12 protein-coding genes and 1 pseudogene are annotated in these 13,601 nt (G+C 37.8%); 11 read left to right on the forward strand and 2 right to left on the reverse strand.

Translation table 11 applies throughout. The features are described 5' to 3' along the window. Positions 1-12: 12 nt before the first annotated feature. The 6 genes and pseudogenes from NSU02_RS03630 to NSU02_RS03655 all read left to right on the forward strand — a co-directional run bounded on the left by NSU02_RS03630 (position 13) and on the right by NSU02_RS03655 (position 4,856). Complete coding sequence (locus NSU02_RS03630) at positions 13-615, forward strand: SAR2788 family putative toxin (RefSeq protein WP_339194280.1); 603 nt, start codon at positions 13-15, stop codon at positions 613-615. Next, positions 591-1,115 (forward strand): hypothetical protein, encoded by a 525-nt coding sequence (locus tag NSU02_RS03635; protein ID WP_339194281.1) that lies wholly within the window; start codon positions 591-593, stop codon positions 1,113-1,115. The genes NSU02_RS03630 and NSU02_RS03635 overlap by 25 nt, the downstream gene beginning before the upstream one ends. Positions 1,116-1,302: 187 nt before the next feature. Next, a pseudogene (locus tag NSU02_RS03640) lies at positions 1,303-1,430 on the forward strand (SAR2788 family putative toxin); the annotation flags it as partial. Further along, on the forward strand, positions 1,406-1,924 hold the full coding sequence (locus NSU02_RS03645) for a hypothetical protein (RefSeq protein ID WP_339194283.1): 519 nt from the start codon (positions 1,406-1,408) through the stop codon (positions 1,922-1,924). The pseudogene NSU02_RS03640 and the gene NSU02_RS03645, both read left to right, overlap by 25 nt. Positions 1,925-2,710: 786 nt before the next feature. Next, positions 2,711-3,610, forward strand: a complete 900-nt coding sequence (locus NSU02_RS03650) for an ABC transporter ATP-binding protein (RefSeq protein ID WP_339194285.1) — start codon at positions 2,711-2,713, stop codon at positions 3,608-3,610. Beyond that, positions 3,603-4,856: an ABC transporter permease gene (locus tag NSU02_RS03655; protein ID WP_339194287.1), complete on the forward strand. Its 1,254-nt coding sequence runs from the start codon at positions 3,603-3,605 to the stop codon at positions 4,854-4,856. The genes NSU02_RS03650 and NSU02_RS03655 overlap by 8 nt, the downstream gene beginning before the upstream one ends. A 274-nt stretch (positions 4,857-5,130) precedes the next feature. On the opposite strand, the gene NSU02_RS03660 is transcribed toward NSU02_RS03655, so the two are convergent. Together NSU02_RS03660 and NSU02_RS03665 are read right to left on the reverse strand one after the other, a co-directional pair. Further along, entirely contained in the window at positions 5,131-6,756 is a 1,626-nt protein-coding gene (locus tag NSU02_RS03660; protein WP_327862557.1) for a methyl-accepting chemotaxis protein, read from the reverse strand. Between the two features lie 257 nt (positions 6,757-7,013). Then, a complete protein-coding gene (locus NSU02_RS03665) occupies positions 7,014-7,184 on the reverse strand; it encodes a hypothetical protein (protein WP_157727905.1) in 171 nt (56 codons plus the stop codon). 291 nt (positions 7,185-7,475) lie between these two features. On the opposite strand from NSU02_RS03665, the gene NSU02_RS03670 reads away from it, so the two are divergent. The 5 genes from NSU02_RS03670 to NSU02_RS03690 all read left to right on the forward strand — a co-directional run bounded on the left by NSU02_RS03670 (position 7,476) and on the right by NSU02_RS03690 (position 13,586). Then, positions 7,476-9,545 carry a bifunctional aldolase/short-chain dehydrogenase gene (locus NSU02_RS03670; RefSeq protein WP_339194291.1) on the forward strand — a complete coding sequence of 690 codons (2,070 nt, stop codon included), beginning with the start codon at positions 7,476-7,478 and terminating at the stop codon, positions 9,543-9,545. Positions 9,546-9,960: 415 nt separating this feature from the next. Continuing rightward, positions 9,961-10,731, forward strand: coding sequence for a DeoR/GlpR family DNA-binding transcription regulator (locus NSU02_RS03675; protein ID WP_066246791.1), 771 nt, complete (start codon positions 9,961-9,963; stop codon positions 10,729-10,731). 126 nt (positions 10,732-10,857) lie between these two features. Then, positions 10,858-11,286, forward strand: coding sequence for an RbsD/FucU family protein (locus NSU02_RS03680; RefSeq protein WP_063389250.1), 429 nt, complete (start codon positions 10,858-10,860; stop codon positions 11,284-11,286). Positions 11,287-11,352: 66 nt separating this feature from the next. After that, positions 11,353-12,882: a xylulokinase gene (gene xylB, locus NSU02_RS03685; protein WP_339194294.1), complete on the forward strand. Its 1,530-nt coding sequence runs from the start codon at positions 11,353-11,355 to the stop codon at positions 12,880-12,882. Between the two features lie 35 nt (positions 12,883-12,917). Next, positions 12,918-13,586, forward strand: coding sequence for a transaldolase family protein (locus NSU02_RS03690; protein ID WP_066246789.1), 669 nt, complete (start codon positions 12,918-12,920; stop codon positions 13,584-13,586). Positions 13,587-13,601 lie beyond the last annotated feature (15 nt).

The raw sequence follows: 13,601 nt of genomic DNA on the forward strand, positions 1-13,601 counted from the left end.
ATTCATACGGACATGGTACAGCGGTTGCTAGTATCATTAGAGAATGGAGAAATCATTACTCAACATTTTGATGTAGTGTTGCAAGAAATTGACGGCACCGATTTTATTGCAACACTCATTGATCAAGATACTGGAGAATCTTACCAGATCAATACCATTGATGCTCAAGCTTCGGTTCTGCCGGCGGTTATAATCGGAGTAGTTGCAAAACATGGAATCAAGTATGCCATAAAAAAATTTGGAAAAAAACTTATCGTTAAGTCGATAAAAAGCTCTAAAGCCGTTCTTAACACATTTGCAAAGGCAGCCGTTAAAGCAGCAAAAAGTAAAGTTTCCAAATTCAATGTAAGTAATAAGCATTTAAAAAATGCTGGAGGTAATTTTTCTAAATTCAATACTACTGATAAAAGCCAAATACGTAATTGGGTTAAAGAAGGATTAAATTCTAAGAACGCATCTTATTCTTTAAATCCAGAGGTAGAAAAAAAGAATGCAAGGTTGTCATTTGTAGTTATAGCCAACCTTGGTAAAGTAATAGGTACAAAAGGTCAGAAAAAAATAAAAATTGTAGTAGGGTGGGATGGTGAAATATGGACAGCATATCCAATCAATTAGAGTTTGTATATCAATTTACAACTGATGAATCTTACATTCCTAAAAAGTTGAAAAAGAATGCTGCCATTGTGCTTAGAGTTAGTGGAGATTTTGACATAAAAGTAGATGGAATCTCCTATTTCCGAGATGATATCGCATTGTTGGAGTTTTATTTATACCTAGAGAGATGGCTCGCCATTATCGAAAGTGACAAATATGATATCCCGGAATTTCATTATTATACTCTTGAAATTGACGAAGATGAACCGTTGATTTCAATCATTCCTTTTGACAATAACGATAAGGTTCGACTCACTTCTATTTGGAGAAAGGAACCGTTTGATCCTGTATTTAAGATGGATTATATAGTGAACCAATTGACAGAATTACGCGATCAATTAAAAAAAGATATCGAGGCACATTATAACATTTCAGTAGAACCGTTTATTGATGAATTTCCGATAAAAGCTTTAGCAGTTGTAGACAAAAAAAGGGTAAGACGAAATGGCTTTAGTCATTGAACGTTACTTGTTAAAGACTATGTCAATGTTTGTAGTTGATAACATTCTTGGGGCTGCCTATTATTTTTGAAGCCCCATTTATTTTTTCAAAAAGTGTCCGAATTATGCTAATTCAACACTACAGATAAAAGCCAAGTACGCAATCGAATGAAAAGGATTCAATTCTATAAATCCAGAGGCAGAAAAAAAGAATGCGGATTTGTCATTTGTAGTTATAGCGGACCTTGGTAAAGTAATAGGTACAAAAGGTCAGAAAAAATAAAAATTGTAGTAGGGTGGGATGGTGAAATATGGACAGCATATCCAATCAATTAGAGTTTGTCTATCACTTTACAACCGATGAATCTTACATTCCTAAAAAGTGGAAAAAAGATTCTGCTATCGTACTTAGAGTTGATGGAGATTTTGACATAAAAGTAGATGGAATCTCCTATTTCCGAGATGATATCGCATTGTTGGAGTTTTATTTATACCTAGAGAGATGGCTCGCCATTATCGAAAGTGGCAAATATGATATCCCGGAATTTCATTATTATACTCTTGAAATTGACGAAGATGAGCCGTTAATTTCAATCATCCCTTTTGACAATAACGATAAGGTTCGACTCACTTCTATTTGGAGAAAGGAACCGTTTGATCCTGTATTTAAGATGGACTATATAGTGAACCGATTGACAGATTTACGCGATCAATTAAAAAAAGATATCGAGGCACATTATAACATTTCAGTAGAACCGTTTATTGATAAATTTCCCATTAGAGCTTTAGCTGTCATCGATAAAAAGAGAGGCAAGACGAAATGGTTTTAGTATTTTGTAAAAAATTAGGAATACAAATCTTTTAGAGTAGGAACAGTAAAACTGATCAACGGAAACAAAGTGTCGGGCTTTCTTTTGGAAGGCGTATATCGCCAATCGATTCGAGGATATTACAGATTTTGGAGGATGGCGTTCCTATTGCCGAAAAGAAGCCGAATCATAATGGCAAAAGTGGCTGTCAAAGTAGTCGATTTTTTCGGCTTATAGGTGCCCTTTCAATATTCAATGTTTATGTTTTTCGTTTCCAAAAGATTTTGGCTTTCTGGACAACTGCTTTTCCTATGTTTCCCTATCTTGATCATGTCCTTCGGGAATCTTATGAAGGACTTTTTCTATGCACGCCATTTTCATTCTGTCCTTCAAAAGTTATGACGGACATTCAGTATATGCAATTTCCTTTTTTTGGATTCCATCACCTCCATGAAGGACGTTTATAAATTTTATTAGATTATTTTTGTCCTTCACAGTTGTATTTCTTCAAAATCCATCTCAGTTCGGATTCTAAAATCAAATCAGTGAACCTTTAAGTAATAAAAAAAGGTTTCTGCCTTTTTGTTCATCTCAACATTTATTAAATGGAGAGATGCTTCCAAAAGTTTGAACAACTTTTGTGAAGCATCCTCCTGTTTTAATTATGTGGTTTAAATATTTTTAACATAGTTTTCATATCATCATTGTCACTAACGATGTTTCACTTGTGAGTTAGACAGAAATTTAAAACGATACTGAACTTTTTTCTTGTTTGATCCGTATTAAAAGATGAGAGGAGGAAAATACATGACGTTGAAGCTAGAGCAAGTGACGAAAAAATTTGGCGATTTCACCGCTGTGGATAAGCTGTCTTTATCCATTCCGGAAAAAGAAATGTTTGGTTTTTTAGGGGCAAACGGTGCCGGAAAAACGACAACATTTCGCATGATTTTAGGGCTGCTGGCACCAACTGAAGGAACCATTACATGGAATGGAGAAAAAATTGATTATAGCACGAGCCCGTATATCGGATATTTGCCCGAAGAGCGGGGATTGTACCCGAAATTAAAGGTAAAGGATCAGATTGTCTATTTAGCCAGATTAAGAGGGATGAACAAAAAAGATGCGCTGAAGGAGCTGGCAAATTGGCTCGAACGGTTTAAAGTGCCAGAGTACGCTGAAAAAAAAGTCGAAGAGCTGTCGAAAGGAAACCAGCAAAAAATTCAATTTATTGCTGCTGTCATACATAAACCGAAGCTGCTCATCTTGGATGAACCGTTTAGCGGATTGGATCCGGTCAATGTTGAGCAATTGAAAGAGGCTGTCATTGATTTGAAAAATGCCGGTACATCCATTGTGTTTTCCAGCCATCGGATGGAGCACGTTGAGGAATTATGTGAACATTTATGCATATTACATAGGGGAAGCCCTGTAGTTCATGGGTCGCTCAAAGAAATTAAACGTTCCTTTGGCAAAAAAAATCTCGTGATTCATGCGGATTTTGATCTCAATTTCTTGAAGAATTTCCCAGGTGTCGTAAAAGCCAAGACAACAGTTGAAGGGATTCAATTGCAAATTGAAAGAGAAGAGACCGCACAACAATTGTTACAGGAGATTGTCGATAAAGGATTTATTCGCAAATTCCAAATAGAAGAGCCTTCATTACATGATATTTTTATAGAGAAAGTGGGTGCGGCCTATGTATAACTTTTGGACTGTTTTATTCCACACTTATTTTACCAAACTAAGATCGAAGCAATTTATCATTTCCACGGTTATTACATTGCTTATTATTCTAGTTTTGGGAAACATATCAAAAATTATCGATTTTTTTAATTCTGGTGAAAATCAAGAACGCCTTGCAGTCATTGATCAATCAAATTCTTTATTTGAACCGTTTAAAAAGCAATTGAAAGAAGTTAATCCGGACATTCAATTGCAAAAAACTAATGCTTCCGAAGAAAAGCTGAAAAAGAATGTATTAAATGATGAGATCAAAGGGTATCTCGTTTTATCTTTAAATGATGAAAACCGGCCGATGGCGGTATATAAAGCAGCGTCTCTTGCAGACTCAACCGTTCCAAACGATTTGCAATATGCCCTCCAACAAGTGAGCATGGTATGGACAGCAGGTCAATTGAAATTAACGCAAGAGGAACTGATGAAGCTGAATGCGCCAGTATCTTTTGAAATGGAAGCGTTGAATGCCAACGCAAAAACGGTGGAAGAATTGAATCAAGCGAGAGGTCTCGTATATGTACTTTTATTTGTAATATATTTTGCAGTGATCATGTATGCAAATATGATTGCGATGGAGGTAGCAGTAGAAAAATCTTCTAGAGTGATGGAAATTTTAATTTCCAGTGTTCCTCCTATTACACAAATGTTTGCGAAAATTTTAGGTGTTGCTCTATTGAGTTTAACGCAGCTTGCCTTATGGCTTATTGTCGGCTACGTTTCCATTAAACAAAATTTAGAATCGATGGATGGAGGATTTTTCTCTTTCTTTGGATTCCAAAACACGTCGTTGTCGACCATTCTATATGCAGTCATTTTCTTTATTTTAGGCTATTTATTATATGCGACGATGGCTGCCTTTCTAGGCTCGCTGGTCAGTCGTATAGAAGATGTTCAGCAGTTGATCACTCCGATGATTTTAACGGTTGTGGCGGGCTTTATGCTAGCGATATTTGGTTTGAGCAATCCGGAAGCTTCCTATGTTACGATCACATCATACATTCCGCCGTTTACCCCGATGCTGATGTTTTTGCGGGTTGGAATGCTGGATCTTCCAATTTGGGAGCCGCTTTTAGGAATCGGTTTATTAATAGCATCCATTGCTATATTAGCTGTCTTCGGGGCAAGAGTTTACAAAGGCGGCGTATTGATGTACGGAAAATCCAATGCGCTTAAAGATATTAAAAAAGCTTTGCAGCTATCGAAAAATAAATAAAGAAGACATTACGCAAAGTGGTCTTCTTTTGATTTTGAGCAGATAATAATAAACGTAGCAAGCAGCCCGATTCCTGTATACTAGGAGTTTGGCTGCTTAATTTTTTGGAAGCTCTGATAATGATGAAAATGAGTCAATTTCTGCGCAGTATTTTTTCTCAACTACCGAAGTTGGGGGATCTCCCTTTTTCATTTTCGATTATTCCTGCAAATATTCGCTTCTTGACGATGTGATTTTTAATAGTAAAGAGAAAACCCCCAGTCAATCAAGACATTTATTGTAATTGAAAGCGGTTTAAAATTTTTTGAAGATGTATGACAGCATCGGAAAGAATAACTGATTCCTTTGCAAGCTCATGGATCCCTTCAATATGTTCCTCCAATGCTGCCGTTGTTTCGTTGACTGTGTTGGTGAAATCATGTGCGATTAAGTTTACATTTTCTATTAAACCTTTTAAATTGTTGCCGTTTTCACGAATGTTTATGACGTTTTCTCGATTATGCTTTAACAGAGAATGAATGTCTGAAAACATTCGCTTAAATGTCTGCATGCTTTCTTTTGTTCCAGATATAGACAAGGAAGCTTGATCAACACTTTCTTCATTTTTTTTGACGGCAGTAACGGCATGAGCTAAATCATTTCTCGTTTCTTCCAACGAAGATAAAATTTTAGCCGCAAAAGAATTTGTATCATCTGCCAGTTTGCTCACTTCTGCAGCTACAATCGCAAAGCCTTTTCCAGATTCACCTGCTCTCGCTGCTTCAATGGAAGCATTTAATGCTAAAAGGTTCGTTTGCTTGGCAATTGCTGTGATCGCAGAAGCCATTTCCATCGCTTGATCCGCTTTTTTGGATACCATTTGGATGAGAGAAGTTGCCTTTTTCGTGTCATTTTCAATATTTAGCATAAGCTGTTCCGTTTTTTCAATCATTTGTTGCCCTTCATCTGCTGAACGCATCGTTGATTGAGCGTATTCAACAACACGTTCAATTTCCGATCCCATATTTGATACACCTTCTATCATCGAATTTGCCAGTTCGCTAACTTTTTTAAACGAATCGGTCTGCTGTTTGGAGCCTTCGCGGAACACTTCCATTGTTGCAGCAACTTCATCAAAAATTTCCGATAAGCGATTCGCTTCTTTTTTTTGATCTTGACTGACCTTCTTGACAGTTTTGACGGCATTGGCAAACTCGCCTAAAATCGACCGGATTCCAAAAATAATTTTATTAATTTCATAACCTATTTGATGAAACTCATTGCGTTTGCCGACAATATCTACTTCGACATGAAGGTTGCCTGATGATACAGTACGAGTGACGTTATACCATTGTCTAAGATTAGAAGTGAACGAGCGGTAAACAAAGAAGCTGTTTACTGCACTGGCGCAAATAGTTACGAAAAATAAAATAATTGCTTGACGAAAAGATAATTGCATAAATAAAGCTGTCATGAGGCAAAGAAAGCTTGGCAAAAACGATAGCATGGCAAAATTCATTTGCAAATACGGGCGATGAATGAGTCTTCCTAACCGGATATTATAACGTTTTCCAGTACTGTCTGTAACGAGCGGACAGCTCGCATCAACAAGAATTTCTCCTGTATCACGGATATACAGCTGCAAAAGCGGTTCTTTTGTTGTAGCGGCTTTTTTGCCGACCTCATCCGAAAATACTCTTCCTTCACGAAGGCGATTGGTATGTAGCGGAGAATATCCTGTTTCATCTACGACCAAAAAATATTCGTCTTGGCCCAGCCTTTCATCGAACGTTTTTCGAATTTTGTTGAGCTGTTCGGTTAGCGGAAGCTGAGGATCTAGCTGTTTCTTAATGATATCGCTTACATGAACGACTTTTTTGAGTGCTTGTTGAGCAGCTTTTTTCTTTATTAAACGGCTCATACTTCTCCCTCCCCTTACTACAAATGTATACCCCATTTACAGAATTTTCAATAATTATTTGCTAAAAATTTAATTTCTAGTAAAAAAGGAACAAATGTTCTATTTTTATAGATTCAAAATTTAGTATTTGATATAATGAAAATGCAATAGAACGGTAGACTCAAGGGTGGTTGGCATTTACCCCGTACAGAAAGGGGGTGTGCCGATGACAGTATTCGAAGCGTTAATGTTTGCAATCAGTTTTTCAAGCCTTATAATTACAATGCTGTCAAATCCGCAAAAAAAATAATCCACCCTTGAGCTGATAGCAGTGGTGGATTATTTTTTACCTGCTGCCTGATCCCCTTGAAGGGAACCGTCTGTTGCAGGGCCAAGGGTGTCGCAGCACCTTTGGTCGTCTGGTTGTTGATGCAATTTTTCAACTTCATTATACATTATTCCCCTCGTCTTGTAAAAGAGAGCCACTATATGATCCTGCCTGATTATATTCCCTTCATATTTTGATCCCTTTTTTTATGTTGATTTACCTTTTATTTTTCCCTTGATTGAAAAATCCCAAAATAATAGACGTGAAATCAACAAGTAAACAATATACATTTCAAACCTTAGCTATAAATAAAATATTCAAAACAAAAAAACAAAAATAAAAAAATATATTCAATAATAAACAATCATATGTTATATTTAAAATAAATAAAAACAAAAATGGAGGTCAACAGATGGTCAAAAGTTTGTGGGATTCAGAAAAAGCTAAGAAATTGTCGGAAGGTTTAGAACAGTTAGTCTACCGTTCCAATTTAATCGGAGCTGATCGCGCTGTATGCAACTGGGGCGGAGGCAACACTTCAATGAAAACAATTGAAAGCGATTTCCGCGGCCGTGAAATTGAAGTCATGTGGGTAAAAGGAAGCGGTTCAGATTTAGCGACAATGAAAGCGCACAATTTTACAGGACTTAAATTGGACGATATCCGCCCGCTTATAGAACGAGATGAAATGTCCGACGAAGAAATGGTAGCTTATTTATCTCATTGCATGATTGATCACAAGCATCCACGCCCTTCGATTGAAACTTTGCTGCACGCATTTCTTCCGTTCAAGCATGTTGATCACACGCATCCTGATGCGATTATCAGCATTTGCTGTGCGGACAACGGAAAGCAAATTGCTGAGGAGATTTACGGCAACCGATTTGTTTGGGTGCCTTACGTGCGTCCTGGATTTACGCTTTCCAAAATGATTGCTGAAGGCGTGAAAAACAACCCGAATGCAGAGTTAGTGTTGATGGAAAAACACGGCTTAGTCACATGGGGCGATACTTCAGAGGAATGCTATGCAAAAACGATTTCTATTATTAATGAAGCAGAAAACTATATAAAAGAGCGAATCGATGAAGAAAAAGCATTTGGCGGATTAAAATATAAAGCCCTTTCCAAAGATGAAAGAAAAGAAATCCTAGCGGAAATACTGCCAGTTATTCGCGGTGCTGTAAGCGATGAAAGAAAAATGATTTTAACTTGGGATGACGGAGAGGATGTTCTTCAGTTTGTTAACAGTCGAAACGCAAAAGAACTTTCTCAAATAGGCGCAGCATGCCCTGATCATTTAGTTCACACGAAGCGGGTTCCTTTATACATCGAATGGGATCCGCAAACAGAAAATAAAGAGCAATTAAAGGAAAAAATAAAAGAAGGAGTTTCCAATTATAAAAAAGACTACAAAGCTTATTTTGAGCGGAACAAAAACGAAGGGGACAAAATGTTTGAAGCTGCCCCTAGAGTAATCTTAATTCCTGGTATTGGAATGGTGAATACAGGGAAAAACGAAAAAATGTCAAGGATCAGCGGAGCTCTTTATCATCGCGCCATCGCTGTCATGAAAGGGACAGATGCGCTCGGGAAGTTCGTCTCATTAAACGAAAATGAGTCTTATAATGTAGAATATTGGCCGCTTGAGCTCTACAAATTAACGCTTGCTCCGCCAGAAGCAGAATTTTCGCGCAAAGTGGCTTTTGTCACAGGCGGTGCAGGAGGAATTGGCAGTGCGACGTGCCGACGTCTAGCCAGCGAAGGCGCACATGTTGTCATTGCTGATTTAAACATCGAAGGAGCAGAGGAAAAAGCTAAAGAAATTAACGAAAAATATGGCGAAAAACGTGCGATTGCCGTCAAAATGGACGTAACAAAAGAGGAAGAAGTGCAAGCTGCCTTTAAAGAAGCTGCCCTTGCCTTCGGCGGAGTCGATATTATTGTCAACAACGCTGGACTTGCTACATCCAGTCCGTTCGATGAAACAACTTTGCAAGAATGGAATTTAAATATGAACGTTCTTGGTACAGGATACTTTTTAGTAGCTCGCGAAGCGTTTAAACAAATGAAGAAGCAAGGTATTGGCGGGAATATGGTATTTGTTGGCTCGAAAAATTCAATTTATGCTGGAAAGAATGCGGCTGCTTACAGTGCTGCAAAGGCGCTTGAAACTCATTTGGCAAGATGTATTGCTGCTGAAGGCGGCCAATACGGAATACGTGTAAACTCCGTTCTTCCGGATGCCGTTCTTCAAGGCTCTGCAATATGGGATTCCAAGTGGCGTGAAGAGCGTGCAAGAGCTTATGGAATTTCACCGGATGAATTAGAAGATTACTATAAAAAACGAACAACATTATTAGTAAATGTGTATCCTGAAGACATTGCAGAGGCGATTGCATTTTTTGCATCTTCTAAAGCTGAAAAAACAACAGGATGCATGATCACAGTTGACGGAGGTGTTCCGGCGGCATTTACTAGATAATCTTTCGACAATACAAAAGAGCAATAGCCTATTGGCCATTGCTCTTCATGAAAATTCTCCACATAACAGTTATCGGTTATTATAACGAATTCGTGAATAAGAAAGATTTAATCATTGCAGCAGGTCATCCCCCTTCAACAACGTACGGAGACTTAACCATCAGGAGGTTTCCGGAAAGCGGAAAAGGGCATAAAAACCTTTTCCGCTTTAAAAGATAATAGATGCGCTGTGAGAAAACTGCTTTGAGTTTGATTCGCTAAAAATATTGGTGACAATGATTTAATGATTCATTTTATAATGTGGTATATTATTTTCTGGCAGCGCTTGAAATCTTTAGGACATATTGTGGTAATGTGGTATATTATTTTCTGATAACTATTGAAAAACTTTTGAACATATTGGGGGGACGTGCAAGGTGCTTGTAGCCGAAAGACATAGGAAAATAGTTGAAATCGTTAACAAAAAATTAAGTGTACGAGTATCGGAGCTTAGCAAAATGTTTTCAGTCACGGAGGAGACGATACGAAGAGATTTAGAAAAGCTGGAAAAGGAAGGGAGGCTTCTGCGCAGCCACGGGGGAGCGGTCAGCATTGAAAGAGACCAGCAGCTCGAATTGTCCTATTTAGAACGTGAAGTCACAAATGCCAAAGAAAAAAAAGCAATCGCAGCAGAAGCAGTTAAGCTCATACAGCCAGGAGACCAGATTGTTTTAGATGCAAGTTCGACGGCATGGTATATGGCAAAGGAACTGCCGAATGTACCGCTAACAGTTATAACAAATTCCATTAGAGTAGCAATTGAATTAAGTGTCAAAGATCAAATTAAAGTAATGTCAACCGGCGGAATGCTCTCTTCAAAATCGTTATCGTATATTGGTCCTCTCGCAGAACGATCTTTGGAAACATACCATGTCAATAAAGCTTTCCTATCCTGCAAAGGTGTGCATCTTGAAGGCGGTCTCAGCGATTCGAATGAATGGCAAGCATTAATAAAAAAGCAAATGATGGAGATAGCAGATAAAACCATTTTACTAGTTGACTCCAGCAAGTTTGGCGTTCGGACGTTCGCTTTAATCAATCATATTGAGAAAGTGGACGAAATTATTACAGATTCCAATATCCATCCAGCATATAAAAAAGAGTTTGAGGGAAAAAACACAAAAATCACAATCGTTCCTTTATCGTAAAAGGAGTCAAATTGTTTCAAAATAAAACAAAAAAAACAAAAAATTTTTTATAATAACACTCTTTATTTTTTTTGGTATATTTGATAATATAAAAACAAACAAAAATAAACAAAGGTTGTGTAAGCGTTGTTAAAAGGTATTCCAAAGAATCTTTCTCCTGAGCTGTTAAAAATTTTGATGGAAATGGGCCATGGTGACGAAATTGTCATTGCAGACGGGAATTTTCCGGCAGCAAATTTTGCTCAAAGATTGGTTCGAGCTGACGGACATGGTGTTCCTGAGCTGTTGGATTCTATCTTAGATTTGTTTCCGTTGGATACTTTTGTGGATAAACCGGTGGCTCTCATGCAAGTAGTAAACCAAAATGAAAGCAAACCGGCCATTTGGGACGAATATAAAAAACTTCTGGAGAAAAAATGTTCCGAACCATGGGATATAGAATTTATGGAGAGATTCAGCTTTTATGAAAGAGCCAAAAATGCTTATGCAATTATCGCAACGAGCGAGAGTGCGCTTTATGCCAATATCATTTTAAAAAAAGGTGTCATTTCATAATAGATTTCATTGGGAAACTAGTACATTTTCCGTTCAAGATGGAAGCGATAGGATGGTGGAGACAATATGGTGCAAAAATTTATTCTTGCTCATGATCTTGGGACAAGCGGAAATAAATCCACATTAATATCGCCGGACGGTGAAATCATAGCTCATACTACCTATCAATATTCCACCATTTTTTTGAAGCAGCATTGGGTTGAACAAAATCCGAATGATTGGTGGGATGCCGTGGCAAATGCATCAAAACAACTTATTTCAGAAGCAAAAATTGATCCGAAACAAATTGCATGCATTACGTTCAGCGGCCAGATGATGGGGGCTGTCCCAGTCAATCATAAAGGAGAAGCTGTAAGAAATGCAATTATTTGGGCTGATATGCGTTCGGCGCAAAAAACAGAAGCAATTGCAGAAAAGATAGGAATGAAAGAACACTATGAAATTACTGGAAACAGATTATCCCCATCCTATTCTGCAGCAAAAATTAATTGGATTCAAGAAAATGAACCAGCTGTTCATAAAGAAACATTTAAATATTTACAAGCAAAAGATTATATAATTGCTAAACTAACGGGTAAATTTGCCACCGACTATTCTGATGCAAGCGGCACGAATCTATTAAATATTAAAAAGAAAGAGTGGTCGGAAGAATTAATAAAATTATGGCAAATTGATGATGAAAAATTGCCTGAGATTTTGCCTTCAACAGCGGTTGTTGGTGAAGTTCATTCAAAGGCGGCGGAAGAAACAGGTCTGATGCCTGGTACACCTGTTGTAATGGGCGGTGCAGATGGGTGCTGTGCTGCATTAGGTGCAGGTGCGATTGATGAGGGAGATATTTTTAATTACATTGGCTCTTCTTCCTGGATCTCATTTTCGTCATCTCGTCCAGTTTTTGATCAAGAAATGCGGACATTCAATTTTATCCATTTGGATGAAAATAAATATATTCCCATCGGAACGATGCAAGCAGCAGGGACTTCCTTTCAATGGTTAAGAGACATACTGTTTCAAGACGTTTTGAAAACGGATGCAGCGAAGCATATTTATGAAATGATGAATGAAGAGGCTGAAAGCTCACCAATCGGCTCCAATCAATTGATTTTTCTTCCGTATTTAATGGGGGAGCGGTCTCCTTGGTGGAATCCAAACGCAAAAGGCAGTTTCATAGGATTAACGATCAATCATAAACGTTCTGATTTGATTCGTGCTGTTTTGGAAGGGATTTCAATGAATTTAAAACTTATTTTCGATGCTCTGCAAGAAAATTATGATCGGCCATTTCAAGACATATGGCTGTTTGGAGGCGGAGCGAAAAGCAGAATATGGCGGCAAATGCTGGCTGATCTTTTCGGTGTTACCATCCGTATACCGAAAATTTTGGATGAAACGACCTCAATGGGCGCTGCGGTTGCAGGCGGTGTAGGAGTAGGCCTTCTGAAAGATTTGACAGCAGCGAAAGCTTGGTGTGTTGAAGCTGAATCATTTGAACCAGATCAACACAACCATCAATCTTATCAAACAGCTTTGAAAGCGTTTGAACAAGTTTATAAACAAGTGGAGCCGATTTTTAATCAATGGAACGGGGTTGAATAAATGTACAAACAATTGTGCGAGAAAGGGGGAAAATCATGGACATTTATTTAGACACCGCAAATGAACAAGAAATAGAATTTGCTTCAAAATATGGATTTTTAGCAGGGATTACAACAAATCCAAGCATTATTTCAAGAGAAAATAGAGAGTTTCGGCAAATTATTGTGGATATTTCCTCCAAAATTAATGGAGAAGTCTGGTGCCAGGTAACAGGAGAAACAGCTGAAGAAATGATCCTTGAAGGGAGAGAAATGTCCACATGGGGAAAAGATATTGTCATTAAACTCCCGATGACTGAAGAAGGATTATCCGCAGCTTATCAATTGAAACAGGAAGGCATAAAGGTGAATATGACTCTTATTTATACACTGCCTCAAGTTGTATTAGCTGCCAAAGCAGGGGTGGATTTTATAAGCCCTTACATCGGAAGAATGGATGATCATGCGATTGACGGGCTGCAATTTATTAAAGAGGCAAAAGAAATTATTCATCAAATGCATGCGGAAACGAAAGTTATTGGAGCAAGCATCCGAAATCCGCAGGTTGTCGTTGATCTTGCAAAATCAGGCGCAGATGCTGTAACGATGCCATTTTATATTTTTAAGAAAATGTTTGCGTCAGATCTTACAAATATCGGGTTAAAAGGGTTTTTAAATGATTGGAAGCAGTATCAATCCGCGAAAAAATCTGAAAAATCTTATTAATGTAAAAGTGGAACA

The sequence above is a fragment of the Aeribacillus sp. FSL W8-0870 genome, from assembly GCF_037963755.1.
In the GTDB taxonomy this organism is placed as follows: Bacteria; Bacillota; Bacilli; order Bacillales; family Aeribacillaceae; genus Aeribacillus; species Aeribacillus composti.